General features: G+C 67.0%; 27 protein-coding genes. 22 read left to right on the forward strand and 5 right to left on the reverse strand.

Annotation, left to right across the window (positions count from 1 at the left end):
• Nucleotides 1-205: 205 nt before the first annotated feature.
• From AC5RUU_RS10040 to AC5RUU_RS10050, 3 genes are all read left to right on the forward strand, one after another.
• Nucleotides 206-1,063: an HAD family hydrolase gene (locus tag AC5RUU_RS10040; RefSeq protein WP_493975062.1), complete on the forward strand. Its 858-nt coding sequence runs from the start codon at nucleotides 206-208 to the stop codon at nucleotides 1,061-1,063.
• Nucleotides 1,064-1,075: 12 nt separating this feature from the next.
• Entirely contained in the window at nucleotides 1,076-1,462 is a 387-nt protein-coding gene (locus AC5RUU_RS10045) for a hypothetical protein (protein ID WP_493975063.1), read from the forward strand.
• A gap of 69 nt (nucleotides 1,463-1,531) precedes the next feature.
• On the forward strand, nucleotides 1,532-2,116 hold the full coding sequence (locus AC5RUU_RS10050) for a histidine phosphatase family protein (RefSeq protein ID WP_493975064.1): 585 nt from the start codon (nucleotides 1,532-1,534) through the stop codon (nucleotides 2,114-2,116).
• A 70-nt stretch (nucleotides 2,117-2,186) separates the two neighbouring features.
• Here the strand turns inward: AC5RUU_RS10050 and AC5RUU_RS10055 are convergent, their stop codons facing one another.
• The gene (locus tag AC5RUU_RS10055) at nucleotides 2,187-2,786 is read right to left on the reverse strand and encodes a hypothetical protein (protein WP_493975065.1); all 600 of its coding nucleotides are present in this window, start codon (nucleotides 2,784-2,786) and stop codon (nucleotides 2,187-2,189) included.
• A 167-nt stretch (nucleotides 2,787-2,953) separates the two neighbouring features.
• Here AC5RUU_RS10055 and AC5RUU_RS10060 point away from each other — a divergent pair, with 167 nt between their 5' ends.
• Complete coding sequence (locus AC5RUU_RS10060; RefSeq protein WP_493975066.1) at nucleotides 2,954-5,377, forward strand: phosphoketolase family protein; 2,424 nt, start codon at nucleotides 2,954-2,956, stop codon at nucleotides 5,375-5,377.
• On the opposite strand, the gene AC5RUU_RS10065 is transcribed toward AC5RUU_RS10060, so the two are convergent.
• From AC5RUU_RS10065 to AC5RUU_RS10075, 3 genes are all read right to left on the reverse strand, one after another.
• Nucleotides 5,374-6,126: a DUF429 domain-containing protein gene (locus AC5RUU_RS10065; RefSeq protein WP_493975067.1), complete on the reverse strand. Its 753-nt coding sequence runs from the start codon at nucleotides 6,124-6,126 to the stop codon at nucleotides 5,374-5,376. The two genes, AC5RUU_RS10060 and AC5RUU_RS10065, sit on opposite strands and share 4 nt — an antisense overlap.
• 21 nt (nucleotides 6,127-6,147) lie before the next feature.
• A complete protein-coding gene (locus AC5RUU_RS10070; protein ID WP_493975068.1) occupies nucleotides 6,148-7,578 on the reverse strand; it encodes a carboxylesterase family protein in 1,431 nt (476 codons plus the stop codon).
• Nucleotides 7,579-7,658: 80 nt separating this feature from the next.
• A complete protein-coding gene (locus AC5RUU_RS10075; RefSeq protein ID WP_493975069.1) occupies nucleotides 7,659-8,147 on the reverse strand; it encodes an inorganic diphosphatase in 489 nt (162 codons plus the stop codon).
• A gap of 155 nt (nucleotides 8,148-8,302) precedes the next feature.
• Between AC5RUU_RS10075 and dacB the strand changes: the two genes are divergently transcribed.
• From dacB to AC5RUU_RS10150, 15 genes are all read left to right on the forward strand, one after another.
• Complete coding sequence (dacB, locus tag AC5RUU_RS10080; RefSeq protein ID WP_493975070.1) at nucleotides 8,303-9,823, forward strand: D-alanyl-D-alanine carboxypeptidase/D-alanyl-D-alanine endopeptidase; 1,521 nt, start codon at nucleotides 8,303-8,305, stop codon at nucleotides 9,821-9,823.
• A gap of 150 nt (nucleotides 9,824-9,973) precedes the next feature.
• Nucleotides 9,974-11,134, forward strand: coding sequence for a zinc-dependent metalloprotease (locus AC5RUU_RS10085; protein ID WP_493975071.1), 1,161 nt, complete (start codon nucleotides 9,974-9,976; stop codon nucleotides 11,132-11,134).
• Nucleotides 11,135-11,254: 120 nt separating this feature from the next.
• Nucleotides 11,255-12,331: a tRNA lysidine(34) synthetase TilS gene (gene tilS, locus AC5RUU_RS10090; RefSeq protein WP_493975212.1), complete on the forward strand. Its 1,077-nt coding sequence runs from the start codon at nucleotides 11,255-11,257 to the stop codon at nucleotides 12,329-12,331.
• Nucleotides 12,332-12,361: 30 nt separating this feature from the next.
• Nucleotides 12,362-12,913: a hypoxanthine phosphoribosyltransferase gene (gene hpt, locus AC5RUU_RS10095; RefSeq protein ID WP_009358389.1), complete on the forward strand. Its 552-nt coding sequence runs from the start codon at nucleotides 12,362-12,364 to the stop codon at nucleotides 12,911-12,913.
• 3 nt (nucleotides 12,914-12,916) lie between these two features.
• Complete coding sequence (locus tag AC5RUU_RS10100; protein WP_493975072.1) at nucleotides 12,917-13,288, forward strand: VOC family protein; 372 nt, start codon at nucleotides 12,917-12,919, stop codon at nucleotides 13,286-13,288.
• A gap of 225 nt (nucleotides 13,289-13,513) precedes the next feature.
• Nucleotides 13,514-15,577: an ATP-dependent zinc metalloprotease FtsH gene (gene ftsH, locus AC5RUU_RS10105; RefSeq protein ID WP_493975073.1), complete on the forward strand. Its 2,064-nt coding sequence runs from the start codon at nucleotides 13,514-13,516 to the stop codon at nucleotides 15,575-15,577.
• 9 nt (nucleotides 15,578-15,586) lie between these two features.
• Nucleotides 15,587-16,231 (forward strand): GTP cyclohydrolase I FolE, encoded by a 645-nt coding sequence (gene folE, locus AC5RUU_RS10110; RefSeq protein WP_493975074.1) that lies wholly within the window; start codon nucleotides 15,587-15,589, stop codon nucleotides 16,229-16,231.
• Nucleotides 16,232-16,241: 10 nt separating this feature from the next.
• Entirely contained in the window at nucleotides 16,242-17,162 is a 921-nt protein-coding gene (gene folP, locus AC5RUU_RS10115) for a dihydropteroate synthase (protein WP_493975075.1), read from the forward strand.
• A gap of 16 nt (nucleotides 17,163-17,178) precedes the next feature.
• Nucleotides 17,179-17,592: a dihydroneopterin aldolase gene (gene folB, locus AC5RUU_RS10120; protein WP_493975076.1), complete on the forward strand. Its 414-nt coding sequence runs from the start codon at nucleotides 17,179-17,181 to the stop codon at nucleotides 17,590-17,592.
• Nucleotides 17,589-18,134, forward strand: coding sequence for a 2-amino-4-hydroxy-6-hydroxymethyldihydropteridine diphosphokinase (folK, locus tag AC5RUU_RS10125; RefSeq protein WP_493975077.1), 546 nt, complete (start codon nucleotides 17,589-17,591; stop codon nucleotides 18,132-18,134). The genes folB and folK overlap by 4 nt, the downstream gene beginning before the upstream one ends.
• Entirely contained in the window at nucleotides 18,131-18,676 is a 546-nt protein-coding gene (locus AC5RUU_RS10130) for a DUF3180 domain-containing protein (RefSeq protein ID WP_493975213.1), read from the forward strand. Before folK ends, AC5RUU_RS10130 begins: the two co-directional genes overlap by 4 nt.
• Nucleotides 18,657-19,169, forward strand: coding sequence for a PH domain-containing protein (locus tag AC5RUU_RS10135; protein ID WP_493975078.1), 513 nt, complete (start codon nucleotides 18,657-18,659; stop codon nucleotides 19,167-19,169). The genes AC5RUU_RS10130 and AC5RUU_RS10135 overlap by 20 nt, the downstream gene beginning before the upstream one ends.
• The gene (locus AC5RUU_RS10140) at nucleotides 19,166-20,794 is read left to right on the forward strand and encodes a PH domain-containing protein (protein ID WP_493975079.1); all 1,629 of its coding nucleotides are present in this window, start codon (nucleotides 19,166-19,168) and stop codon (nucleotides 20,792-20,794) included. The genes AC5RUU_RS10135 and AC5RUU_RS10140 overlap by 4 nt, the downstream gene beginning before the upstream one ends.
• A complete protein-coding gene (locus tag AC5RUU_RS10145) occupies nucleotides 20,787-21,680 on the forward strand; it encodes a Rossmann-like and DUF2520 domain-containing protein (protein ID WP_493975080.1) in 894 nt (297 codons plus the stop codon). Before AC5RUU_RS10140 ends, AC5RUU_RS10145 begins: the two co-directional genes overlap by 8 nt.
• A gap of 2 nt (nucleotides 21,681-21,682) precedes the next feature.
• Nucleotides 21,683-22,615 (forward strand): 4-phosphopantoate--beta-alanine ligase, encoded by a 933-nt coding sequence (locus tag AC5RUU_RS10150; RefSeq protein WP_493975081.1) that lies wholly within the window; start codon nucleotides 21,683-21,685, stop codon nucleotides 22,613-22,615.
• Nucleotides 22,616-22,626: 11 nt separating this feature from the next.
• On the opposite strand, the gene AC5RUU_RS10155 is transcribed toward AC5RUU_RS10150, so the two are convergent.
• Nucleotides 22,627-22,893 carry a hypothetical protein gene (locus AC5RUU_RS10155; protein ID WP_493975082.1) on the reverse strand — a complete coding sequence of 89 codons (267 nt, stop codon included), beginning with the start codon at nucleotides 22,891-22,893 and terminating at the stop codon, nucleotides 22,627-22,629.
• A 129-nt stretch (nucleotides 22,894-23,022) separates the two neighbouring features.
• On the opposite strand from AC5RUU_RS10155, the gene AC5RUU_RS10160 reads away from it, so the two are divergent.
• The 3 genes from AC5RUU_RS10160 to AC5RUU_RS10170 all read left to right on the forward strand — a co-directional run bounded on the left by AC5RUU_RS10160 (nucleotide 23,023) and on the right by AC5RUU_RS10170 (nucleotide 25,578).
• Complete coding sequence (locus tag AC5RUU_RS10160; RefSeq protein WP_493975083.1) at nucleotides 23,023-23,643, forward strand: TetR/AcrR family transcriptional regulator; 621 nt, start codon at nucleotides 23,023-23,025, stop codon at nucleotides 23,641-23,643.
• A gap of 284 nt (nucleotides 23,644-23,927) precedes the next feature.
• Nucleotides 23,928-24,737 carry an alpha/beta fold hydrolase gene (locus tag AC5RUU_RS10165; protein WP_493975084.1) on the forward strand — a complete coding sequence of 270 codons (810 nt, stop codon included), beginning with the start codon at nucleotides 23,928-23,930 and terminating at the stop codon, nucleotides 24,735-24,737.
• 274 nt (nucleotides 24,738-25,011) lie between these two features.
• Complete coding sequence (locus tag AC5RUU_RS10170) at nucleotides 25,012-25,578, forward strand: type 1 glutamine amidotransferase domain-containing protein (protein ID WP_493975085.1); 567 nt, start codon at nucleotides 25,012-25,014, stop codon at nucleotides 25,576-25,578.
• Nucleotides 25,579-25,656: the final 78 nt, after the last annotated feature.

The raw sequence follows: 25,656 nt of genomic DNA on the forward strand, positions 1-25,656 counted from the left end.
GGTGGGAGCATGTGGACAACTAGATGAGCAATCCCCGCTGAATGGGCTATTCCCCTGAAGACGCAGCGGGGAAATGTCCATGGGCGGGGGAGCGCCCCGAGGTAAGCAGTCACACAGGGCACCGGCTGTGAGTATTAACCGGGTGTTCAGCAAACCTGTGGCGCGCGTCCTACCGCGTGTCAGGGGTGTCTGCTCTACTTGATGGATGACAACGCTGACTGAAACCACAGTCGCCGGCAACGATGACCGGCGAGACAACGAAAACAACAACGGACCGAAGCTGATGGTCGCCCTGGACGTGGACGGCACCCTCGTGGACCATGATGGCCACATGTCGCCGGGCGTCCGGGAAGCCGCGCAGGCCGTAGTGGCCGCCGGACACGAGGTGATGATTGCCACCGGCCGGTCCCTCAACGCCACCCTGCCCATCATCGAGAAAATCGGAATCGAACGCGGATACGCCGTCTGCTGCAACGGCGGTGTGACCCTGCGCCTGCACCCCGAGCTGGAGTACGGCTACGAGGTCATCCACCGGGCAACCTTTGATCCTGCGCCTGCGCTTCGCGCCCTCCGCGAGCGGCTTCCATCCGCCAAGTACGCGTTGGAGGACGCGGACGGGAACTTCCTCTCCACCGAACGGTTCCAGGACGCCAGCTTCGGCGTCGAGGCGGTGGGCGTGGACTTCCACACCATGCTCGAAGCCACGGCAGTGCGCGTGGTGGTGTTCAGCACGGACAACACGCCGGAGGAGTTCAACGAGGCGATCCGCCACATCGGCCTTGCCGGGGTGACGTACTCAGTGGGCTGGACCGCGTGGCTGGACATCGCCGCGGCAGGAGTCACCAAGGCGAGCGCCCTGGAGAACCTCCGCCTCCAGCTCGCCATCGATCCCGACCTCACCGTTGCCATCGGTGACGGCCGGAACGACATCGAGATGCTGACGTGGGCCGGCCGGGGTGTGGCCATGGGCCAGGCGCCGGAGGAAGTGCTTGCCGTTGCGGACGAGGTTACCCGCTCCGTGTTCGACGACGGCGCTGCCCACGTGCTGCGCAGCCTCCTTTAGCGGTACTTCCGGATGATTCCGGTGCAGGTTGCGGCCATTTCCGCCTGCGCGGTCCTTGCCGGCCTTGCCCTTTTCCAGTCGCTCCTGATCGCCGGCCGCCCTCTTGGGAGGCTGGCGTGGGGAGGACAGCATGAGGTGCTTCCCCGGAACCTGCGCATCGGCAGCGCCGTCTCCATCGTCCTCTACGCTGTTTTCGGGTACGTGGCGCTGGGCAAAGCAGGAATCGTGGCACCACTGGTTGGCGGACCCGCCACCGCGGTGGCCATGTGGGTGCTCACGGGATACTTCGGGCTCGGCGTCGTCATGAATGCCATCTCGCGCAGCAAGCCCGAACGCCTGGTCATGACCCCCGTGGCGCTGGTCCTCGCCGTGCTCTACTTCGTCGTCTCCGCCAGCTGAGCCCGGTGGGCGCAGGCGAAGGGGCGCCATGGTCCGGATCCAGTCCCCGGCCAAGGCAGAATAGAAGCCATGACCCTTACGACGTTCGCCCTCGTCCGCCACGGCCAGACTGACTGGAACGCCGAGCGCCGGCTCCAGGGATCCACTGACATCCCCCTGAACGACGTCGGCCGCGGCCAGGCGCGTGACGCCGTCGCCGTCCTGGCTCCGTACCAGTGGGACGCCGTCGTCTCCTCGCCGCTGAGCCGGGCGGCGGAAACGGCAGACCTCATCGCCGAAGGCTTAGGGCTGACCGTGGTCCGGCGTGTCCCGGAACTCACCGAGCGCAGCTTCGGTCCCGCGGAGGGGATGCAGGCAGGGCCCGAGCTGGATGCGCTGCGCGTCCCGGGTGGATTCAAAGGTGCCGAGAGCGAGGACGAGGCCGCAACCCGCGGCCTCGCCGCGCTGGAAGCCCTCGCCGAAGAGTTCCGCGGCCAGCGGCTCCTGGTGGTCACGCACGGCACGCTCCTCCGCGTCAGCCTGAGCCGCGCCGTCGGGCAGACCCTGGCGAGCGTGGACAACGCGGTCCTGAACTTGGCGCACCACCACGCCATCGAGGGCTGGCAGCTTGAATACTTTAACGGCGAACCGGTGCTGGCAGCCGCCTCAAGCTGAGGGACTGGGGTAACGCGCGGGGCTAATCTCCGCCGGGGTAATTCCCGACGGGGGGCGGCTGCCTGGGCAGCTACCGCACCTCAAGGATCAGCGCCAGCAGGCGGGCAGCCGCAGGCCGGGCAGCATGTTCCTCGTTCCACTGCGCCCGGGCAACCGCCTTGCTGACCGCCTGGGTGGTGATGCCCAGTTCCTGCGCCACGGCCTTCTGCTGCCCACGGACGCCTGGCGTCAGCAGGTCGAGCACCCGCCACTCGGCGTCGGACCGGTCGCGGACAATGTAACCAAGCAGCCGGAGAACCGCCTCGGCGTCATGCGCCACGTCCGCCAGCGGGCCCTCCACAGCCACAGGAATGCGGTCCTTGCTGCTGCGCAGCCGGTCCACCGCACGCCGCGCGTACACCAGGCCGTGCCCCGAAGCGTCCTTGATCTGGTTGGGCAGCGGCTCGTTGACCGGTCCCACGCCGATCCCGACATACCAGGCACCGCTACGCAGGGCGATCAGTGCCGCATCCACCGCCTGGTGCGGGAAGTCGACAATGCCCTGGACCTCATCCTCCACGGAGCGGTCAAAGTCCAGGCGCGCAGGAATATGCCGCAGGTCCTTGAGAAGCTGCGGCACCCGGTCCCCATCGCGCCGGCTGTCCGTTTGATTGATGGTCAACGTGAACATTCTGGGTACACACTACCCGGTAGTAGGAACCCTGGAACCCCAGTGTTACGGCTGGTCAAGCCCGAACTCCGGGCGGATCCTGCCCTGACAGGTTGCCTCCGGACGGCCCATCTGCTGCCATGGAGGGATGGCGGCCGCAAGGCGGCGAACGAGACGTGAGGATGGTTATGACCGGCAGCATGGGGCAGGAAGAACTCGAACTCGTAGACCGCTGGTGGCGGGCCGCCAACTACCTCTCCGTGGGCCAGATCTACCTCCGCTCCAACCCGTTGCTGCGCGAACCGCTCACGGCAGAGCACACCAAATCCAGGTTGCTGGGACACTGGGGGACCACCCCCGGACTGAACTTCGTCTACGCCCACCTGAACCGCGTGATCCGCCGCGACTCGGCCGAGATGCTCTTCGTCGCCGGACCGGGCCATGGCGGCCCCGCCGTCGTCGCCAATGCCTGGCTGGAAGGCACGTACTCAGAGGTCTACGCCCACGTCGGCAACGACGCCGAGGGCATGGCGGAACTCTTCCGCCAGTTTTCCTACCCCGGCGGCATCCCCAGCCACGCCGCCCCGGAGAGCCCCGGCTCCATCAGCGAGGGCGGCGAACTCGGCTACTCGCTGGCCCACGCGTACGGCTCGGTGTTCGACAACCCGCAACTGGTCAGCGCCGTCGTGATCGGCGACGGCGAGGCTGAGACCGGGCCGCTGGCGGCCAGCTGGCACTCCCACAACTTTTTGGACCCGGCAACTGATGGCGCCGTGCTGCCCATCCTGCACCTCAACGGCTACAAGATCGCCAACCCCACCGTCCTGGCCCGCATGCCGGAGGAGCAGCTGGAGCAGCTGCTCCGCGGCTACGGCCATGAGCCGTACTTCGTGACCGTGGACGATCCGGACGCCACCGAAAAGGCGCACCAGGACTTCGCCGAGGCCCTGGACCGGTGTCTCGCGGACATCCGCGCCATCCAGGACGCGCACCGGGGCCCGTGGGAGGCCGAAACTAACCCTGGTAACGCGGACACGCCGGGTCCGGGAGAGCGGGGCGCGCCCCGCTGGCCAATGATCGTCCTGCGCTCGCCGAAGGGCTGGACCGGGCCGCGCACCGTGGACGGGAAGCAGGTGGAAGGCACGTGGCGCAGCCACCAGGTCCCGCTGTCCGAGGTCCGCACCAACAGCGGGCACCTGGGCCAGCTTGAGGAGTGGCTGAAGTCCTACCGTCCTGAGGAACTGTTCGACGGCGACGGCCGGCTCCGGCCCGACGTCGCCGAGGGCGCGCCAACAGGGAACTTCCGGATGAGCGCGACGCCGCATGCCAACGGCGGCCTGCTCCGCCGCGCGCTGAAGCTGCCCGCGTACCGGGACCATGCCGTCGAGGTGTCCGCCCCGGGCACCGAGCTGGTCAGCCCGATGGTCACGCTGGGTTCGTGGATGCGGGACGTCATCTCCCTGAACATGGAAAACTTCCGTCTTTTCGGTCCTGACGAGACGGCGTCCAACCGGCTGCAGAACGTCTACGAGGTCACGGACAAGGTGTGGCAGTACAGGATCGACGACGTCGACGAGCACCTGGCGCGGTCCGGCCGGGTGATGGAGGTGCTCAGCGAGCACCTGTGCCAGGGCTGGCTGGAGGGCTACCTCCTGACCGGCCGGCATGGCGTCTTCAGCTGCTACGAGGCGTTCATCCACATTGTCGATTCCATGTTCAACCAGCATGCTAAGTGGCTCAAGGTGCACCGCAAACTGCCGTGGCGCCAGCCCGTGGCGTCGCTAAACTACCTGTTGTCGTCCCATGTCTGGCAGCAGGACCACAACGGCTTCTCGCACCAGGATCCCGGGTTCATCGACCATGCGGTGAACAAGAAGGCCGAGGTCATCCGCGTGTACCTGCCGGCCGACGCCAACACTTTGCTGTCCGTCATGGAGCACTGCCTGGCGTCCACGGACTACGTGAACATCGTGGTCAGCGGCAAGCAGCCCTCGCCCACCTGGCTGGGGCCGGCGGATGCTGCCAACCACTGCCGCCGGGGCCTGGGAATCTGGACGTTCGCGGGGTCGGAAGCCGCGGGTGAGGAGCCCGACGTCGTCCTCGCCTGCGCCGGCGACGTCCCCACCGTGGAAACCGTGGCCGCCGCGGAACTGCTTCGCGAAGGTGCTCCGGGGCTGAAAGTCCGCGTGGTCAACGTGATGGACCTGATGCGCCTGCAGGACGACCGCGAGCATCCGCACGGGCTCCCGGCACGCGACTTTGACGGGATCTTCACCACGGACAAGCCCATCATCTTCGCCTACCACGGCTACCCGGCGCTGATCCACCGGCTCACGTACCGCCGGACCAACCAGGAGGGCCTGCACGTGCGGGGCTACAAGGAAGAGGGAACCACCACTACCCCGTTCGACATGGCCATGCTCAACGGCATCGACCGGTTCCAGCTCGCAATCGACGCCATAGACCGCGTGCCGGGGCTCGCCGAGAGGCACTCGCTCCTCCGCCAGGATCTTCAGGACCGGCGGATGCGGGCCTGGGAGCACACGCGGACCCACGGCGAGGATCCGGAGGAAATCCGCAACTGGAAGCTCGGGGGGCAACCAACGCCCTAGTCCACCAGCTCTTCCAGAGTGCAGGACGGCAGATGGATCCAGCCCTCACTGCGGGCGGCCGCTGCCTGGGCCCCGCCGGGGAGAAGCGTGCGACGGCGGGCCACGGCCCGGGCGGTGAGTGAAGCGACGACGGCGTCAAACAGGTCGTCCGAACCGGCCAGTTGGTCCCCGTACCCGGCCAGGTCCAACCATGGCGTCCGCGTGCCCAAGGCTTCCAGCAGCACGCCGAGGCGTTCCGCCTCCGGGATTCCGCGTCCCTTGTAGCCGCGCCCGTTGAGTCCCCACAGTTTCAGGGACGCTGCGGGGTAGACCTCGGCAAGCCGTCCGGAGCCGTCCCTTGCCTGCGGCCCGTGCAGGACGGCGATTTTCGCCTGGATCACCGCGCAGCGCATGGCAGGATGGGCCAGCCGGTCCGCCGAGACACTGAGCGGGATGAGGCCGGTGCGGGCGGTGACGAACCGGTCGGTGTCGCGGTACGCCAGGAGGCGCCGCCCCGCTATTCCGTCATGCGCCAGCACCGGTCCGGCGTCCAAGGCGGCGTGTCCGGTGAGGAAGGGAATCAGCGCATCCGGCCACCCGACGGGACAATCGACGCCGGTCAGGCTGCATGCGCCGAAGAGCTCCACAATCTCTTGGTCGTCTACGTCGAGCACCAGGTGCACCAGTTTGGCCGAGCCCCCGCCCCACTGGATGACGGCCACCGCCGTCTTCTTCGTGGCCGCAGCCAGGTCCACGCCGAGCGTCTTCACGTGATCAGACTTTACCTCCGCCTACTTCCGGCGCCAGGACATTCTGGCGGAAGCCATCCGCAGCGCGTGCACCGCCGCCCGGGGACTTTGAGGGGCCTGCGACGGCCGGCGTTCCGACTCGTACTCCAGAGCCCCCGTAATCCCGCCCGACTTACCGAGCGCGTCGCCGCGGGCAAAGCGGGCCCAAAGTGACCGGAGCTCCCGGCCGACGGCATCCACCTCCTCCCAGCTGGCACCGGCAATCAGTCCCACGCCGTCCCACGTGGTCCGGGCGCCGAAAAGCAGCGGCAGGTCGATGGTGTGGGCCGCGCCGAAGATGTTGCCCGGGGCGTGCCAGCGCAGGATGTAGCGGTGCGCCCGTCCGCCTGCGCGGGTGTGGCGGCGGGCGAACTTCCGGGCTGCCCTGCCGTAGACGGTTTGGGTGACCACCCAGTCAATGGCACGCACCGCCGCGGGTCCCGCTCCCGGAAGCCTGAGCAAACGCATCAGGCGGGGGTTCCGTGGCAGGAACAGGCGGGCCTCTTCCGCGGTGTGCCCGATCAGCACCTCTATTCCGGGAGCAGACCGGTTCCAGGCTGCCTCAATGTCGGCCTCCGCCGGAAGCGGCTCGTGCCCGTACTGCGTACCAAAAGGCATGGCCGCCAGCATTCCGAACCGGCGGGCCACCTGGGCAACGCGTTCCTCCCGCTCCACCACCTCCATGGCCGGGGTGTCCGCGGTGACGGCCTCGGCCGCGATTCCCATGGCGTGGTTCATTTTGGCGCGCCCGCGGGCGATGCCCAGCGGTGCACTCTGGATAATGGCCCGTTGAAAGAGTGAGGGTGCTTCCGGCGTGGCCATCAGGTGGGCGATGGCGTCCCCGCCCGCGGACTGGCCGAATGCGGTGACCCGCCCGGGATCCCCGCCGAATGCAGCGATGTTCCGCTGCACCCAGCGGAATGCCTCCAGCTGGTCCAGCAGGCCCAAATTGCCCGGCCGGCCGGTGTGCGTTGCCAGGAATCCGAACAGCCCAAGCCGGTAGGTCACCGAAACCACTACTACCCGGTTCTCGGCCACCAGCACAGCTGGATCGAAGATGGCGAGGTCGCCCGAACCCGTGGTGTAGGAGCCGCCATGGATCCAAACCATGACGGGGAGACGTTCATCTGCGCCAATGTCAGCCGGCATGGTGAGGGACAGGTTCTGGCAGTCCTCGCTGCCGGGCAGTTCACCATACCGGGTGCCCAAGACGTCGTCGAGGAAGGGGACCGGACCCTGCGGGCACGCCGGTGCGGGCGACGTGGCGGAGAAGGTTTCCGTCCAGTCAGGCGCCGGGACGGGCGGCTGGAACCGGGCGGCGGTGGCGTAGGGAATGCCGGTGGCGCGGAGAACGTCACCGTCCCGCCAGCCCGCCACAGGGCCGCAGGGCGGATGAAACAAAGGCACGGAATTCACAGTGCAACGATTCCACATCTTGCGGGGAAAGCCCGACGGCGGGTGCCTGGCTCTGCAGAGCCTGGCACCCGCCGTCGTAAACCGGTGGCAGCCGGAAATCAGTGGCCGGTAGGCGCGTAGCGCTTGATGGAGGCTTCCAGCTCGGCCTCGGCGGCGGCACGGTCGCCCCAGCCCTCGGCCTTAACCCACTTGCCCGGCTCCAGGTCCTTGTAGCGGGTGAAGAAGTGCTCGATCTCCCTGATCAGGAAGTCGTTGACGTCGCTGACTTCCTGGATGTGGTCGAAGCGGGCGTCCACGGGAACGCACAGGATCTTGGCATCTCCGCCGCCGTCGTCAGTCATGTTGAACACGCCGATGGGGCGGGACTCGACAATGACACCCGGGTGCAGGTCGAAGTCCTGCAGGAGCACCAGTGCGTCCAACGGGTCGCCGTCCTCGCCGAGGGTGTTTTCGAAGTACCCGTAGTGGGTGGGGTACTGCATGGCGGTGAAGAGGACGCGGTCCAGGCGGACGCGGCCGGTCTCGTGGTCAACTTCGTACTTGACGCGCGATCCCTTGGGGATCTCGATGGTCACGTCGTGCTTCATGGAATGCTCCTCGGCGATTGCAGGGGGTGCGCGGCACACTTGACGGGCCCACAAAAAGGAGTGTCCGTGCCGCCGACTACTATTGAGGATATAGCGAGAGGCCCTGGAATCAGGAACTTGTGGGGATATTTCAGGACTTGAGGACCAGCACCAGCATGACCAGAACAACCGGCACGGATCCGTGGCCTGACCGCATCCGCCGGGCGGTTAAGAGCGGCACGGCGGCCCTGCGCCGGACTTGGCCGCAGGCCCTGCTCACCGTACTCCTTGTGGCTCTCGCCCTCCCCGCCGCGCTGTTGGTGGCTCCCGGTTTCCTCGGTCCGGAACCCCCCGCTCCCGCGCCGGCCGCTCCCGAATGGCAGCAGGCCCCGGCCACTCTTTCTGCCCGGCAGGGGCTTGCCACTTTGGATCCTTCCGCAGGGGTGCCATCCCGGGACTCGGTCACCGCGCAGGTGGACCCGCTGTTGAAGACCGACGGCGGCGGTACTTTCACTGCCATGGTCCAGGATGCGCTCACGGGCCAGGTCCTCTTCGACCGGGGAGGCTCCGAAAGCCGGGTGCCGGCGTCGAACATGAAGCTGCTGACTGCCGTGGCCGCGCTGCGCGCGCTGGGCCCGGACCACCGCTTCAGCACCACGGTGACGGCCGGCCCGTCCGCCGGCCAGGTGGTCCTGGCCGGCGGCGGGGACGTCCTGCTGGGAGCCGGGGAATCCGCCGAAGAACAGGTGATGGGCCACGCCGGCCTGGCCACGCTTGCAAACCGGACCGTTGGCTCGCTCAAGGCACGAGGAACAACCGGCGAGATCAAGGTCCTGGTGGACGATTCCCTTTTCACCGGCCCGGCCCTCAACCCGGCCTGGCAGGAAGGGGATGTTGCCGCCGGGGAAGTGGCGCCGTTGTACCCCCTGGCGCTGAACTCGGCGCGTTTCGATCCTGCCGTCACAACCGGACCGCGCCCGCAGGACTCAGCCATGACCGCTGCGGCGGAGTTCGCCGCCCGGCTCCGTGAAGCAGGTGCGGCCGCGGGACTGACGGTGGCGGCCGGCGTCGAACGTTCACCCGGGGCGGCGCAAAGCGGGCCGGACACCGGGCCGGACGCCGCTGCCCGTGTGTTGGGGACAGTGGAGTCGGCCACGGTGGCCCAGCAGGTTGACCTGATGCTGCAGGAATCGGACAACTACCTGGCAGAGGCTTTGGGCCGGCTGGCTGCCCTTGCCACTGGCGGGCCCGGCAGCAACGACGGCGCCACTGCGGCCGTCCGTGCCCAGGTGGCAGGTGCCGGGATACCGGCGGACTCCATGAAACTCGTGGACGTGTGCGGCCTTGCCATGGGCAACCAGGTCTCCGCCAGCCAGTTCGCGGAAGTGGTGCGTGCCATCACGTCCGGCACGGACAGCAGGCTCCGGGAGGCGCTGGACGGCTTCCCGGTCGCCGGCCTGACCGGCACCCTGGACACACGGTACGGGGACGAAGGCACGGCCGGTGGTGCAGGGCTGGTGCGCGCCAAAACCGGCACCCTCAACACGGTGCTGGCGCTCAGCGGGTATGTGGTGGATGCCGACGGCCGGCTCCTGGTCTTTTCCTTCATCGGAAACGGGCTCACGCCTGGCGCCGCGGGCAACCGGGCGGCGCTGGACCGAGCCGCGACCGTGCTCGCCGCCTGCGGCTGCCGCTAGGAATACCGCACCCGGTCTGTTGCCTCGTGCGTCTGCCTCGTGCGTCTGTTGCCTCGGGCGCGGGGCACGCTCCCCGCCCCCGGCACCCGGAGGTTCGCCGGTCAGCGAACTTAAGGACGATCCCCAGCCTGCTGTGTTCTGATGGGAGCTATGGAGTCCACTGCACGCGAGTCCGCATCGACCTTGCCCTCATCGGACAAGTCCGCCAACACCCGGTCCGCCACGGCCGAGTCCCTGATCAACTGGGATTTGGCGGCCTCGGCCGCGGCCAGGCTGGCTCCTGCCGGACCGGTCCTGAACCAGGCAGCCATCGGGGAGGCCGTGGACAGCCTGCGCCGGCTCGCGGACGCCTCCGTTCCGCACGTGCACGAGATCACGGGGCTGGAAGCCGCCAGGGACCTCCGGGACTCCACCGTGCTGGTGGTGGACAGGGCGTCCTGGGCGAAGGCCAACACGCAGAGCTTCGCCGTGATGCTGAAGCCCGCCATGGAAAAGATGCTCGAAAACCGCCGGGGCACCTTGAGTCCTGCAGCAGCCAGCGTGAGCGGTGCCATCACCGGCAGCCAGCTGGGCGCGGTCCTGGCTTTCCTTTCCAGCAAGGTCCTTGGCCAGTACGACCCCTTCGCCGCGCTGGCCGAAGGGTCGAACGCGCCGGCGGGCGGCAGGCTCCTGCTCGTGGCGCCGAACATCGTGTCCGTGGAGCGCGAGCTCAACGTCACGCCGGAGGATTTCCGCCTGTGGGTTTGCCTGCACGAACAGACCCACCGGGTGCAGTTCGCCGCCGCCCCGTGGCTGCGCCACCACATGCTGCAGCAGATTGATGAACTCAGTGTTCACCTGCTGGGCAACGTCGATTCGCTGATGGACCGGGCCACCGCGGCCGCCCGCTCGCTGAAGGACCGCTCGGCTAACGGGAACACTCCCGGTCGCGGCGCCATCCTGGACCTGCTGCAGGACCCGGAGGAAAAGGCCGCCATCTCGCACCTCACGGCTGTGATGAGCCTGCTGGAGGGCCACGCGAATGTGGTGATGGACGCCGTCGACGCCACCATTGTCCCGTCCGTGAAGACCATCCGGCAGCGGTTCAACGACCGCGGCAAGGACCGCGGCGTGATTGAGAAGTTCATCCGCAGCCTCCTGGGGCTGGACGCCAAGATGCGCCAGTACTCCGACGGCGCCCGGTTCGTCCGCGCCGTGGTTGATGTTGCCGGGATGGAAGGCTTCAACCGGGTCTGGGAGTCCGTTGACCACCTGCCCACCGAGCCCGAAATCCACGACGCCAAGCTGTGGCTTGAGCGGATGGGTCTGTAGTTGCCGCACGGCCAATCACCTGACGCGGCTTCCGCTGTTGAGGGCACCGTCCCGGGCGGCTTTCAGGGCGGACGACGCCGGCCCGGCAGGCTGGCGCCCGTCGTCGGCACTGCGCGCAAGATGCTGGGGGACGCCCTGGCCCAGGCCGGGTATCCCCGCCACGTCCTGGTTGCCTGCAGCGGCGGGCCGGACTCCCTGGCGCTCGCCGCCGTCGCCGCTTATTACGCCCGCCGCGGGCATGTTGACGGCCACCCCGTCACCGTGGGTGCGGTGGTGGTTGACCACCGGCTGCAGGAAGGGTCGGGCAGGGTGGCCGCGCGCACCGCGGAGGCCCTGGAGGACCTGGGACTCGCCCCGGTGGAGGTCCGCACCGTGACGGTGGCCGGTGCGGGTATGGGCCCGGAGGCGGCGGCCCGGGAAGCCCGGCATGAAGCGCTGGAAGCGGCAGCCGCTGACCAGGGCGCCGAGGTGATCCTGCTCGGGCACACGCTCGATGACCAGGCCGAACAAGTGCTGCTGGGGCTTGCCCGGGGCTCCGGAACGCGTTCGCTGGCGGGCATGCGGCCGGTGCGCGGGATCCTGCTGCGTCCGTTCCTGGGACTCCGGCGCGCGGACACCGAAGAGATCTGCGCCGTGGAGGAACTGGAGCCCTGGCACGATCCGTCCAACGCGGATCCGGCATACGCCCGGTCGCGCACCCGCGTGGAGGTCCTCCCGCACCTGGAGGAAAAACTGGGGCCCGGCGTCGCCGAATCCCTTGCCCGGACGGCGTCCATCCTGCAGCTGGACGCCGATTACCTGGAGGATGTGGCGGAAAGCACCTACGCATCCCTGGCCGAGCGGAACGGACCGGACGTCACCCTTCCCGAGGAGGTGCTGCGCGGCCTGGCCCCCGCCATCAGGTTCCGCGTGATCGCCAAGGCAGCGGCCGACGTCGGCGGGCAGCAGCCCAGCTACCAGCGCCTTTTGGCGGCGGAGGCGCTGCTGCGGCGGCAGGGGTCTGCAGGCCCGGTGGAACTTCCCGGCGGCGTGAGCGTGTACCGCTTGTCCCTTACCCAGTTGGAAAGCGCCCAGTTGGAAAGCGACCGGTTGGAAAGCGCCCGGCCTGACGGAACGGATCAGCGCGGATCCGTTCCCCGTGGAGGGCCGCGCTGTGGGAAGCTAGTGTTCCGGCATCAAAAACCGCCCGCAAAATAGTCGCACCCCGCATCTACACAGGAGCCATTGGTGGATTCAAACGACGTCCAGGCAGACCTCAAGCACGTTCTCTACACCAAGGAACAGATCCAGCAGCGGATCACCGAACTCGCCGCCCAGATCGACAAGGACTACGAGGGGCGCGAAATCCTCATCGTGGGCGTGCTCAAGGGCGCTGTCATGGTCATGGCGGACCTCGCCCGGGCGCTGCACAGCCACATCTCGATGGACTGGATGGCTGTGTCCTCCTACGGCTCCGGCACCCAGTCCTCCGGTGTGGTGCGCATCCTGAAGGACCTCGATACAGACCTCATGGGCAAGGACGTGCTGATCGTCGAGGACATCATCGACTCCGGCCTGACCCTCTCCTGGCTCAAGACCAACCTGGAATCGCGCGGCACCGCCTCCGTGGAGATCTGCACCGCGTTCCGCAAGCCCACCGCCGCCAAGGTGGAGATCGACGTGAAGTACGTGGGCTTCGACATCCCCAACGAGTTCGTGGTGGGCTACGGCCTGGACTACGCCGAGAAGTACCGCAACCTGGACTTCGTGGGCACCCTGGCGCCGCACGTTTACGAGTAAGCCATGGAACTCGGCGCCTTCTCGGTTGGCCTCGCCGTGCAGGACCTTCCGGCGTCCATGGAGTTCTACGGCAAGCTTGGTTTTACGCAGTATGCGGGAGATCCTGGCCAGAACTGGGTGATCCTGAAGAACGGCGACGTGAACCTTGGGCTGTTCCAGGGGATGCTCGAGAAAAACGTGTTGATCTTCAACCCGGGCTGGAACCAGGATGCCGAACCGCTGGACTCGTTCGTGGACGTCCGCGAACTTCAGCGACAGTTGAAGGCCCAGGGAGTGGAGTTTGCCGCCGAGGCGGATGAGGGAACAACAGGGCCTGCCAGTGCCATCCTGACCGATCCGGACGGCAACCCCGTTTACCTGGACCAGCACGTGTAGGTGCGCCGGGTGCAATCAGCCGGCGCAGCGCCACCTGTGGAGGCACCGCCGTCGCACGCCCCACGCGCGTGGGCGGCGGCGGTACGCCGACAGGGAACTTTTGGTTTTCACCATGCGTGATCTACTCCGGACGGTGTATAGCTAGAAGCTGACGCAGCACCATCACGCGCGCAAACTACTCGCCGTGCAGCACTACCAGAAGGGACGGGGCCAGCCCCCGAACAGATGAAAGCTAAGAACTTTTTCAAGGGCCCGGGCATCTGGATCGTCGTTGTGGTCGGTCTGCTCCTTGTGGCTTTTGCAACGCTGGCTCCCGGCGGTGCGGCACGGATCGACACCGACAAGGGCCTTGAACTGCTCGCCGGCAACCAGGTGGAGCAGGCAAAGATCTTCGACGGCGAGAACCGCGTTGACCTGACGCTGAAGGAAAACCTGAACCTGGACGGCCAGGACAAGGGCAAGAGCGTCCAGTTCTTCTTCGTGGACGCCCGCGCCCAGGACGTGGTTAAGGCTGTCACCGACTCCAACCCCACGCAGGGCTACACGGACCAGCCGATTGAAAGCAACTGGTTCTCCGGCCTGCTGTCCCTCCTGATCCCCGTCATCCTCCTGGGCGCGCTGTTCTGGTTCCTTATGACCCGCATGCAGGGCGGCGGCTCCAAGATCATGCAGTTCGGCAAGTCCAAGGCCAAGATGGTCAGCAAGGATATGCCGCAGGTGACCTTCGCTGACGTCGCCGGCTCTGACGAAGCGGTTGAGGAACTGCAGGAGATCAAGGAATTCCTGCAGGAGCCCGCCAAGTTCCAGGCTGTCGGCGCCAAGATCCCCAAGGGTGTGCTGCTCTACGGCCCTCCGGGTACCGGTAAGACCCTCCTGGCCCGCGCCGTGGCCGGTGAGGCCGGTGTTCCGTTCTTCTCCATCTCCGGTTCCGACTTCGTGGAAATGTTCGTCGGCGTTGGTGCTTCCCGCGTCCGTGACCTCTTTGAGCAGGCCAAGGCAAACTCCCCGGCCATCATCTTCGTGGACGAGATCGACGCCGTGGGCCGTCACCGTGGTGCCGGCATTGGCGGCGGCAACGACGAACGCGAGCAGACCCTGAACCAATTGCTGGTTGAGATGGACGGCTTCGACGTCAAGACCAACGTCATCCTCATCGCCGCCACCAACCGCCCCGACGTCCTGGACCCCGCACTGCTCCGGCCGGGCCGGTTCGACCGCCAGATCGGCGTCGAGGCGCCGGACCTGATCGGCCGCGACCAGATCCTGCAGGTGCACTCCAAAGGCAAGCCGATGGCCCCCGGCGTTGACCTCAAAGCGGTGGCCAAGAAGACCCCCGGCTACACGGGTGCCGACCTCGCCAACGTGCTCAACGAGGCCGCGCTGCTCACCGCGCGTTCCAACGCCAACCTGATCGACGACCGTGCGCTGGATGAGGCCATTGACCGCGTCATGGCGGGTCCGCAGAAGCGCAGCAGGGTCATGAAGGAACACGAGCGCAAGATCACCGCCTACCACGAGGGCGGCCACGCCCTGGTGGCAGCCGCGCTGCGCAACTCCGCACCGGTCACCAAGATCACCATCCTTCCCCGCGGCCGTGCCCTGGGCTACACCATGGTGGTCCCGGAGAACGACAAGTACTCCGTGACCCGCAACGAACTCCTTGACCAGATGGCCTACGCCATGGGCGGCCGCGTGGCCGAGGAGATCGTGTTCCACGATCCTTCTACCGGCGCCTCGAACGACATCGAGAAGGCCACCGGCACCGCACGCAAGATGGTCACCGAATACGGCATGAGCGAGCGCGTTGGCGCCGTGCGCCTTGGACAGGGCGGCGGCGAGCCGTTCCTGGGCCGCGACGCCGGGCATGAGCGCAACTACTCGGACCAGATCGCTTATGTTGTGGACGAGGAAGTACGCCGCCTCATCGACCAGGCCCATGACGAGGCCTACGCCATCCTCACCGAGAACCGCGACGTCCTGGACCGCCTGGCCCTTGAGCTGCTGGAGCGCGAAACACTGAACCAGGCCGAGATCGCAGACATCTTCCGGGATGTCCGCAAGCGTGACTTCCGTGAGGTGTGGCTGTCCAAGGAGACCCGGCCGGTTCAAATGGCCGGCCCCGTGGAGAGCCGCCAGGAGCGGGCGGAGCGCGAAGCGCAGGAAGAGGCCACAAAGGCTCGCCTGGACGAGCCTTTGGACGCCCAGCCGCCGCATCCGCAGGGCGTCCCGGAAGATGCCCAGTTCCAGGGTGGCGTCCCCGAATCCGGGCCTGACACCCTTCGCGGCTAAGCTTTCTTCGTGACTTCCTTCGACGACGACGATGTTCCCGCCTCCGCCGGATACCAGGCGGAGGACGGATCCTCCCACCCCAAACACCAAAAAGTGGACCGGCCCAGAATCGAGGCGGCTGTCCGCGAGATCCTCCTGGCCATCGGCGAGGACCCGGACCGCGGCGGCCTCATTGACACCCCCAAACGGGTGGCCAAGGCCTATGCTGAGGTATTTGCCGGGCTGCACCACGATCCCGCGGACGTCCTGTCCACCACCTTCGACCTGGACCACGAGGAACTGGTCCTGGTCAAGGACATTCCCTTCTACTCCACCTGCGAGCATCACCTGGTGCCTTTCCACGGGATGGCCCACGTGGGCTACATCCCCTCGCATGACGGGAAAGTCACCGGGCTGAGCAAGCTGGCCCGCCTGGTGGATATCTATGCCCGCCGCCCCCAGGTTCAGGAGCGGCTCACCACTGAGATTGTCGAAGCGCTGGTCCGCCACCTCAAGCCGCGGGGCGCCATCGTTGTTGTCGAATGCGAACACATGTGCATGTCAATGCGCGGTATCCGCAAGCCCGGAGCGAAGACCGTCACCAGTGCGGTCCGCGGGCAGCTTCATGACCCGGCCACCCGTGCCGAAGCCATGAGCCTCATCCTCGGAAGGTAACAATCAGACCATGGACTCACTAGCCGCAACCCCGGGAACCGGGCCCGCGACCTCGCCGCTGCCCATCCTGCGCAAACCGCGCCCGGCAGCCCGCTTTGAAGACCTTCCCACCGACCGCACCCTGGTCATGGGAATCCTGAACGTCACCCCCGATTCCTTCAGCGACGGCGGCAAGCACGCCAGCGCGGACAGCGCTATCGCCGCAGGCCTGCGCATGTTCTACGCCGGGGCGGACATCATCGACGTTGGGGGCGAATCAACCCGCCCCGGCGCTGAGGACGTCAGCCCGGAAGAAGAACAGCGCCGCGTCATCCCCGTCATCGAGTCCCTGGTCAAGGCCGGGGCGCTGGTCAGTATCGACACCACGCACGCATCCACGGCCGCTGCCGCGGTAAGCGCCGGTGCCGCCATCATCAATGACATCTCCGGCCTCAGCATCGAACCGGAGATGGCCGAGCTCGTGGCCGCCTCCAAGGTTCCGTATATCCTCACCCACCGCCGCGGTGACGCCCGCACCATGAATTCCCTAGCGGAGTATTCCGATGTGGCCGGGGAAGTCGTGGCCGAGCTTGCCGGCGTGCGGGACAAGCTTTACGCCGCGGGCGTCAGCCAGGAGCAGATCATCATCGATCCGGGACTGGGCTTTGCAAAGAACGATGTTCAGAACTGGGAGCTCCTGCAGAACCTGGACCAGCTGGACAGCCTTGGCCACAAGGTCCTGGTGGGCGCATCCCGCAAGCGGTTCCTGGGCACCCTGCTTACCGTAGCCGGCAAGTCCGCCTCTCCGGAGGAACGCGACGCCGCCACGGCCGCGATCACTGCCATCTGCGCCTACCGCGGTACGTGGGCGGTCCGCGTGCACGACGTCGGCGCCAGCCTGGACGCCGTCAAGGTTGCCGCCCGCCTGGCGGCAGCATCCACAACTACGTAGCAGGGCCGGGGGACCCATGGACAGGATTACGCTGACCGGCGTGACAGCCGTCGGCCATCACGGCGTGTTTGATTTTGAACGCCGCGAGGGCCAGCCTTTTGTTGTGGACGCAGTGCTGTACCTGGACTTCGCCAAGGCGGCGGAGTCCGACGATGTCCGCGACACCGCGCACTACGGCGAGGTGGCGCAGCGTATTACCGAATGGGTCTCCGGCGAGCCGCTGAACCTGATTGAGGCCCTGGCCGTCCGGATCGCGGACAGCCTGCTGGAAGAATTCCAGCTCCAGGCCGTGGACATCACTGTGCACAAGCCGCAGGCGCCTATCGAAGTCCCCTTCGGTGACGTCGCCGTCACGGTGCACCGGGAGAAACCCACGCGCCGGGAGAGGCCCGTCCACCGGGAGAGGCCCGTCGAAGGGGACACGGCGTGAATGCCGGATACGCCAAGGCGGTTTTGGCCCTTGGCAGCAACCTGGGGGAGCGGAACGACACACTGTCCGGAGCGGTGGCCGACCTCGTTGACCCGCCGGAAGTGCGGCTCCTCGACGTGTCTCCGATTGTCCAGACCAAGGCTGTGGGCGGCCCGCCCGGCCAGCCGGACTTCCTGAACATGGTCATCACCGTTGAAACAAGCCTTCCCCCGCTCGAGCTGCTGGCGCACTGCCAGGCGGTGGAGAACAAGCACCACCGCGTTCGGGAGGTTCGCTGGGGGCCGCGGACGCTCGACGTCGACATCATTACTTACGGCGACGTGCACAGTGACGACCCCGTGCTCACGCTGCCGCATCCCCGTGCAGCGAGCCGTGCCTTTGTCCTTTATCCCTGGGCCCTTATCGAACCCGCTGCCGTGCTGGGCGGAGAGCGCATCAGCACGCTGGCCGCCCAGGCCGCTGATTTCGACGACCTTGCGCCGTTCGATGGCTTCGGGGACTTCGACGGCATGCCCACCGCCGGGGCAGTGGAGGAATGGTGAAGCCCCTCAGCCCGCTGCGCCTCCTGCTGATCGGCGTCGTTTTGGCAGTTGCCGGCTGGTCGGCCACCGTGATTACCAGCCGGTACGGCATGTCCACTCCCGTCCTGCCCGCCACGGCGCTGGCCACGATGGGCGTCATCGTGGCCATCACCCTCATCCTGGGGCTCCGCGTCCTGCGGTGGCGCAACAGCCTCAAGGACAGCACCAGGAAGAAGACGGTGCTGGATCCGCTCCTGGCCGCCCGCACCCTGGTCCTCGCGCAGGCTTGCGCCTACGCCGGCACCGTACTCCTGGGCTGGCACGTGGGCATCTTCCTGGACCAGTTGCGCATCTGGAGCCTTCGCAGCGACCAGGGAATCACGTGGCTTGCACTGGCAATGGCCGGCGGGGGATTGGGGATGATCGTGGTGGGCCTGGTGGTGGAACGGTTCTGCAGGATCCCTCCAGAGGACGGCGACACCAAAGGCGTCGACGGGAAGCCGGGGCGCGCGGTCCGCGGAGAAGCCGCGGGGGAGGGCGAATATGCATACCGAGGCGATTGATCCGCCGGGCATCGTCTGGCAGCGGGTGTCGCCCAAGTACGTCACAGTGCGGCTGGTGGAGTGGGCCGTGGGCAACGTGGTTGCGGTGCTTTTGCTTTCCCTGCCCCTGATCTTCGTGCTGCAGGGATGGTGGGTCTGGCCGCCGCTGTGGCTGGCCGTTGCCGTCCCTGCGGTGATGCTCGTTGTGGCTGTCTGGCGGCTGGTGCTGATCCCGCGGCAGGTCCGCGCCATTGGCTATGCCGAACGGGATGACGACCTCCTGATCCGCACCGGGATCTTCTTCCAGCGCACCATGGCTGTTCCCTACGGCCGGATGCAGTATGTGGACATCGGCGTGGGGCCGGTGGAACGCGGGCTCAATTTGTGCACGCTCAAGCTGCACACGGCGTCGCCGGGAACCAACGCCAAGATCCCCGGGCTGCCCGCCGCGGAGGGTGCCCGGCTCCGTGAGCAGCTGGCGGCCCGCGGCGAAGCCAGGCTGGCAGGGCTGTGACCGCTGACGGGCGGATCCCCGATTCAGGGGTGCCGGCAAGCAGTTCCCTTCCCGTCCCAGACAGCACAGCGCCCGACGGCGAGTGGCTGCGTGTGCACCCCGCATCACCCTTCGTCCGCGGCTGGGTGGCGTTGGCCGCCATCGGCTTCTTCTTTGGCCGAGACATTTTTGAGCGCGCCCTGCAGGGCCGGCCGCTGTTCGAAAACGAGCTGGCAGGCCGTGCGCCCTTCCTGCTGGCCGGCGGCGGGACCGTGCTGCTGATTGCAGTGCTGGGCTTCGTCCTGACCTGGTACTTCACCAAGTACCAGGTGTCCGGGGGCTATGTGCGCGTCAACACGGGTTTCCTGTTCCGCCAGCAGCGGCAGGCGCGGCTGGACCGGGTGCAGGCCATCGATATCGTGCAGCCGCTGCTTGCCCGGATCTTCGGCCTCGCTGAGCTCAAGTTCGAGGTGGCCGACGCTGGGGAGTCCGCGGTCCGCCTGGCTTACCTGAAAATCGACGACGCCCGCCGGCTCCGCGCCACCATCCTTGCGCGGGCTGCCGGAGTAGACGTCGGGGCGGAAGGTTCTGGCGAGGCTGCACCCGAGGCGCCGGAGTTTCCGGTACTTGCGGTTCCGCCGTCGCGCCTTGTCGGTTCGCTGCTGCTCAGCGAGCAGAGCCTTTTCGTGGCGGTGGGCGCCATCGTGTCCGTGGTGCTTTCCGCGCTTACCGGCAACCAGGCGTTTTATCTCTACCTGATTCCGGCGGCGCTGGGCCTTGCGGCCAGCTACTGGAACCTGTTCAACAAGGGCTACAACTTCACGGCCGCCATATCGCCGGACGGCATCCGGCTGCGCTACGGGCTGCTGGACACCCAGACGCAGACGCTGCCGCCCGGCCGCGTCCAGGCCCTCAAGATTGGCCAGCCACCGCTGTGGCGGCCGTTCGGCTGGTACCGGATGCAGGTCAACGTTGCCGGCTACGGCCTGGTGGAGAACGCGGGGGAGGGGACCTCCCGGACCACGTTGCTGCCGGTCGGGAAGCTGGATGACGTGATGAACATGCTCGCCCTGGTGCTGCCGGATCCCGGAACCGATCACCCTGCCGCCGTTTTTGGTGCCGGGCTGACGGGGCTGGATTCCGACGGCGGCTTTGTCACCACGCCGCGACGGGCCCGGTTTCTTGCCCCGCTGGGCTGGCGCCGGAACGGCTTCACCGCCACCGGCACCGCCCTGCTCATCCGGTCCGGCCGCTGGTGGCGGGAACTTGTAGTGGTGCCGCACCAGCGCACCCAGTCCATGGCGCTGCACCAGGGACCGCTGGCGCGCCGGTTCCGGGTTGCCGACCTGGTTTTGCACACCACTGCGGGCCCGGTGGTGCCGCGCCTTACCCAGGCTGGCACCGACGAGGCGCTGGCGCTGTTCGACGCCCAGTCGGCGCGGGCCCGGCTGGCCCGGAAGCGGCAAACCACCGAACAGTGGCTGCGGGAAGTCGGGCTGCCGCCGGGGGCACCGCCGGAAGGTGCGCAAGTGCCGGTGCCAGGGCCAGAACCCGTGATAGAGCCCGTGCCGATAGAGCCAGGGCCGGTGGTTGAGCCGGCGGAAGCCCATAAGCATGATCGACAGGAAGGCCCCACGCATGGCTAGACCCGGACGCCTCGGCGTCGGAATCATCGGCGCCGGGAAAGTTGGGGCGGTCCTTGGCGCCGCCCTGCGCGCTGCGGAACATGCCGTCGTCGGGGTGTCAGCGGTGTCTGACGCCAGCCGTGAGCGGGCTGAGTCCCTGCTTCCCGGCGTGCCCGTCCTGGAGGTGCTGGAGATTGTGGAGCGCGCCGAGCTGGTGCTGCTCGCTGTGCCGGACGACGCCCTGCCGGAGCTCGTGGACGGGCTGGCCACACTTGGTGCCTGGCAGCCTGGCCAGCTGGTGGCCCACACATCGGGGAGGTTCGGGGTGGGCATTTTGCATCCCGTGCGGGCGGCGGGCGCCGTTCCGCTGGCGCTTCATCCGGCCATGACCTTCACCGGCATGAGCCTTGACCTCACCAGGCTCCTTGACTGCACCTTCGGCGTGACCGCAGATGCCGCCATGCTCCCCATTGCGCAGGCCTTGGTGGTGGAGATGGGCGCGGAGCCGGTGGTTATCGCCGAGGCGGACCGCACTTTGTATCACGCAGCGCTGGCACACGGGTCCAACCATCTGGTGACCCTGGTGGCGCAGGCCTCCCAGCTGCTGGGGGAAGTGGGAGTCGAGCAACCCGAACGCATGCTTGGCCCGCTGCTGCGCGCAACCCTGGAGAACGCACTGGCCTCGGGCGAGTCCGCCCTTACCGGACCGGTGGCGCGGGGGGACGTGGGAACGGTGCGGGCGCATGGTGAGGCTCTGCGGGAGTACGACGGCGGCGGGCAGGGCGATGTGCTGGCCGCCTACCTTGCGATGGCACGCGCCACAGCACTGCGCGCCGAAGGCCGCGGGCTGCTGAAAGCCGGACAGCTCGAGGGGCTGCGACAGGCACTCGAACCGAAGGAGGACTGACGATGCCCATCAAACTCGTCACCACCGTGGCAGACCTGCACGCCGAAAGCGCCCGGCTCCTGGCAGCCAAGCAGGGGGACTCCCAAGGCCTGGTGCCCACCATGGGCGCACTTCACGCGGGCCATGCCGCGCTGGCCCGCACCGCCGTCGAACAGAACGATGTGGTGGTGGCCTCCATCTTCGTCAACCCGCTGCAGTTCGGCGACGCCGTGGACCTGGACCGCTACCCGCGCACGCTTGACGCCGACCTTGCACTGCTGGAAGCCGAAGGTGTGGACCTGGCCTTCGCGCCGGCGGTGGATGAGGTTTATCCCGGCGGGGAGCCGCTGGTGCGGATCACTTCCGGGCGGCTGGGAGAGAAGTGGGAGGGGGCCTCCCGCCCCGGGCACTTCGACGGCGCACTCACTGTGGTGGCCAAGCTGCTGCACTATGGGATTCCGGCGGCGGGGGTACCGGTTTCCGGTCCTGCAGAGTCTGGCTCAGCCGGTCCGGGCCTGCCGGCCTACCGCGCCTACTTCGGGCAGAAGGACGCCCAGCAACTGGCGCTGGTGCGGCGCATGGTGGCTGACCTCAACTTTCCGGTGGAAATCGTTGGGGTGCCGACGGTCCGTTCCGCGGAAGGACTGGCCCTGTCCAGCCGTAACCGCTTCCTGTCCGACGACGAGCGGGACGCTGCGCTGGTTCTGTCCCGGGCGCTGCGGTTGCTGGAGGAGCGGGCGGCCGCGCGGGAGCCGCTGGACCTGGACTCGGCCGTGGACCTGGTGGAATCCCAGCCGCTCGTGGAGCTGGATTACTTCGACGTAGTGGATCCGGTCACCCTGGAGCCTCTTGCGGAGAACTGCCGTGAGACCCCGTTCCGTGGTGAGGGGCTGGCACTTATCGCTGCCAAGGTGGGTCCCGTACGGTTGATCGACAATGCCCCGCTGGCTTCCTGACGGCCGCTGGATCAGAGTCCGGGCTTATCCTGGTTGACCGCGAGCTGTTCGAGGAGTGCCCGTTCCGGGCGGCCCGGGTTCCGGGCGACGCATCGGCGCAGCCTCGCCCGGGAGAGCTCTTCGCCGGGATCCTTGTTGCCGAGCAGTTCATCGATGATTTCCTGCGCCTGCCAGCGGAGCGATTCGATGGCGAGCTGCCTGACCTCGGCAGGGGTATCACTGGCCATCCAGGGGTCGGGGTCCGAAGGCACGCTTTGGAACATCCGCTCTGCTGACATAGGGGCCTCCTTGCACCAATCCGAAGCGGCCGGTGTGGGAGGCCTCCACGGTGTCGTTAGCACTGCGCTAGGCAAAACACTACAGCGGGGAAGACCGGTCTGTCTTCCCCGCTGTAGACTGGTATTGCGATGAATCCCGAGGCAGAGTTTCCACCGCCTGCCGCATCCCCCGCGGCAGAAGCGGTTATCAGTCCTGCCGGTTCCGTGGAGAAAATCCTCGCAGTCGCGTACGAGCTCTTTTCCAGGCGGGGTGTCCGCGACGTCGGCGTCAACGAGCTGATCGAGCGGTCCGGCGTAGCCAAAGCAACGTTCTACCGGCACTTCCCGTCGAAGGACTCATTGGTCCTGGCATTCCTGGAGCAGCGCGACAAACAGTGGACCGTCAACGCGATCGTCTCCGAGGCCCGCCGCCGCGGAAGCACCGCCGAGGAACAGTTGCTGGCCATCTTCGACGTCTTTGGCGACTGGTTCCTCCGGGAAGATTTCGAAGCCTGCTCCTTTATCAACGTTCTGCTGGAGATGGGTCCCGCCCACCCGCTGGGCCAGGCCAGTATCGACTACCTGGCAAAGATCAGGGGGCACGTGCAGGTGCTGGCGGAGGAGGCGGGACTGGTTCATCCCGAAGAATTTTCCCGGTCCTGGCACATTCTCATGAAAGGTTCCATCATCTCCGCCACGGAGGGCGACATGCAGGCCAACAAGCGTGCCCAGCAGATGGCGGGTTGGCTGATTGAGCACCACCGGCCCTAGCAGCGATTCCTCGACCACGGACATCTCCCGGTACATCCGCTCCATGGCGAGATTTCAGCGGTAGCTCAACACGTGCCACCACAAGCACGCCAACGCGTGGTGAAGCAGTAGGCCCCTCATCCCACGAGTTTCCTTGCAGGTAGGTTGGCACGAACCGAATGATTCCCGCGGTAATTCGTATGGAATAGCCGCCTGAATCCGTGACGAAGGTATATTTTGGGCCGCCGCTCTTGACTGTGGGCGCAGCGTTGCCAGGCTTGGTCACCGGATGCCAAGATACGGGGGTGGACGCAGTTACGGTGTCCGGCCTCAAGATCACCTACAGGCGTGCGGGAGCGGGCGATCCCCTCTTCCTTCTCCATGGCGGCTTTGGATTAGACAGTCGGTCCTGGGGCCCGCAGCTCGACGACCTCGCTGACGAGTTCGACGTCGTCGCCTGGGACGCTCCGGGCTGCGGAGGATCCGACGATCCGCCCGGGTCCTTCTCCATGGAACACTACGCCGACAGCCTGGCCGGGTTCGTGAGTGTGCTGGGCCTGACTCGCTCGCACATCCTGGGCCTTTCGTTCGGTGGCGCGCTCGCCCTGGCGCTCTATGCACGACATCCGACCCTCCCCAGAAGCCTGATCCTGGCCGGGGCGTACGCGGGCTGGGCCGGCTCCCTGCCAGCGGACGAGGTGCAGCGGCGAGTCCAGCAGATCAGCGAGGAAGTCTCTCAGCCTCCGGACGAATGGCTGCCCAAGTACCTGCCCGGCATGCTCACCGAGTCCGCGCCGCGAGAAATCACCGAACAGACACTCGCACTGATGTCCGGCATCCGCCCGCGAGCCAATTTGACGATGCTCCGAGCGATGGCAAATGCCGATCTTCGCGGCACCCTCCCAGTCATCGGCGTCCCGACGCTCGTGCTGCACGGCGAACTCGACGCCCGGTCGCCGCTGGCGGTCGGGAGGGAATTGCACGCGAAGGTCCCTGCATCGCAGCTCGTCGTACTCCCTGGCGTCGGGCACCTGAGCAACGTAGAGGCCGCCGACGCCTTCAACCTCGAGGTCAGAACATTCCTTCGTTCGCTCAGCAGCCCAATCAGACCTTGACCGTTGGCCGGGCAGGCTGAGAAGTGCGAGCATCAATCTTGACCAAGCCCTACCTCCGCGCCAGCGAGGCCCAGGCGGGGCCGCACGCCGACGGCGGGAAACCATGGCCGCCTCCCGCCGTCGTAAATTCCACGAAGCCTCAGCCAAAAGGCAATAGTCAGCTTGCTTATCACTTTTGGTCTTCCTAGGCTGGAAGCTGTCAGGCAAACAACTCTCGGGGCGGACTCGGCGTGCCAAAAGCGGGCCGGAACTGGCCTCACATGAGGAGGAACAAGTGTCAGAACACAGCATCGCAGGCAAGAAGGTCGCATTCCTGCTGACGGACGGCGTGGAGCAGGTTGAGCTGACCAGCCCCTGGCAAGCCGTGAAGGATGCCGGCGGCCAGCCCACGCTGGTGGCGCCCAAGAGCGGCAGGATCCAGGGTTTCGAAGGCACGGAAAAGGGGGACACCTTCGACGTGGACCTTACCGTGGCAGAGGCCAACGCCTCCGACTTTGACGCGCTGGTGCTTCCGGGAGGCGTCGTCAACGCCGACCACCTGCGCGTGGACAAGGACGCACAGAGCTTCACCAGGAGCTTCTTCGAACAGCACAAACCGGTCGCCTCGATTTGCCACGGACCGTGGTTGCTCATCGAAGCAGGGGTCCTTCGTGGCCGGAATGTCACGTCCTATCACACGCTCGAGACCGACCTCAGGAACGCCGGAGCCAACTGGACGGACCAGGAAGTGGTGGTTGACCAGGGCCTGGTGACCAGCCGGAAACCGGACGACCTTCCCGCGTTCAACAGCAAGCTGGTGGAGGAAATCTCCGAAGGTGAGCACGCAGGCCAGACTGCCTGACACCTTTTGTTCCCTCAGGGTTTGAAAAAAGATCCCGTGCGGAGGAATTACTCCAACCGGTAGAGTGTTGCCATCTGC

The organism is Arthrobacter sp. K4-10C (genome assembly GCF_059090085.1).

Excerpts from the sequence above, each read along its gene's own strand:
- AC5RUU_RS10155 (WP_493975082.1), bottom strand. The coding sequence starts at position 22,893 with ATGTCAGCAGAGCGGATGTTCCAAAGCGTGCCTTCGGACCCCGACCCC.
- folP (WP_493975075.1), top strand. The coding sequence starts at position 16,242 with ATGGACTCACTAGCCGCAACCCCGGGAACCGGGCCCGCGACCTCGCCG.
- AC5RUU_RS10060 (WP_493975066.1), top strand. The coding sequence starts at position 2,954 with ATGACCGGCAGCATGGGGCAGGAAGAACTCGAACTCGTAGACCGCTGG.
- AC5RUU_RS10075 (WP_493975069.1), bottom strand. The coding sequence starts at position 8,147 with ATGAAGCACGACGTGACCATCGAGATCCCCAAGGGATCGCGCGTCAAG.
- AC5RUU_RS10145 (WP_493975080.1), top strand. The coding sequence starts at position 20,787 with ATGGCTAGACCCGGACGCCTCGGCGTCGGAATCATCGGCGCCGGGAAA.
- AC5RUU_RS10150 (WP_493975081.1), top strand. The coding sequence starts at position 21,683 with ATGCCCATCAAACTCGTCACCACCGTGGCAGACCTGCACGCCGAAAGC.
- AC5RUU_RS10160 (WP_493975083.1), top strand. The coding sequence starts at position 23,023 with ATGAATCCCGAGGCAGAGTTTCCACCGCCTGCCGCATCCCCCGCGGCA.
- AC5RUU_RS10100 (WP_493975072.1), top strand. The coding sequence starts at position 12,917 with ATGGAACTCGGCGCCTTCTCGGTTGGCCTCGCCGTGCAGGACCTTCCG.
- AC5RUU_RS10050 (WP_493975064.1), top strand. The coding sequence starts at position 1,532 with ATGACCCTTACGACGTTCGCCCTCGTCCGCCACGGCCAGACTGACTGG.
- folB (WP_493975076.1), top strand. The coding sequence starts at position 17,179 with ATGGACAGGATTACGCTGACCGGCGTGACAGCCGTCGGCCATCACGGC.
- ftsH (WP_493975073.1), top strand. The coding sequence starts at position 13,514 with ATGAAAGCTAAGAACTTTTTCAAGGGCCCGGGCATCTGGATCGTCGTT.
- tilS (WP_493975212.1), top strand. The coding sequence starts at position 11,255 with ATGCTGGGGGACGCCCTGGCCCAGGCCGGGTATCCCCGCCACGTCCTG.
- AC5RUU_RS10045 (WP_493975063.1), top strand. The coding sequence starts at position 1,076 with ATGATTCCGGTGCAGGTTGCGGCCATTTCCGCCTGCGCGGTCCTTGCC.
- AC5RUU_RS10085 (WP_493975071.1), top strand. The coding sequence starts at position 9,974 with ATGGAGTCCACTGCACGCGAGTCCGCATCGACCTTGCCCTCATCGGAC.
- dacB (WP_493975070.1), top strand. The coding sequence starts at position 8,303 with ATGACCAGAACAACCGGCACGGATCCGTGGCCTGACCGCATCCGCCGG.
- AC5RUU_RS10055 (WP_493975065.1), bottom strand. The coding sequence starts at position 2,786 with ATGTTCACGTTGACCATCAATCAAACGGACAGCCGGCGCGATGGGGAC.
- AC5RUU_RS10135 (WP_493975078.1), top strand. The coding sequence starts at position 18,657 with ATGCATACCGAGGCGATTGATCCGCCGGGCATCGTCTGGCAGCGGGTG.
- AC5RUU_RS10070 (WP_493975068.1), bottom strand. The coding sequence starts at position 7,578 with ATGTGGAATCGTTGCACTGTGAATTCCGTGCCTTTGTTTCATCCGCCC.
- AC5RUU_RS10040 (WP_493975062.1), top strand. The coding sequence starts at position 206 with ATGACAACGCTGACTGAAACCACAGTCGCCGGCAACGATGACCGGCGA.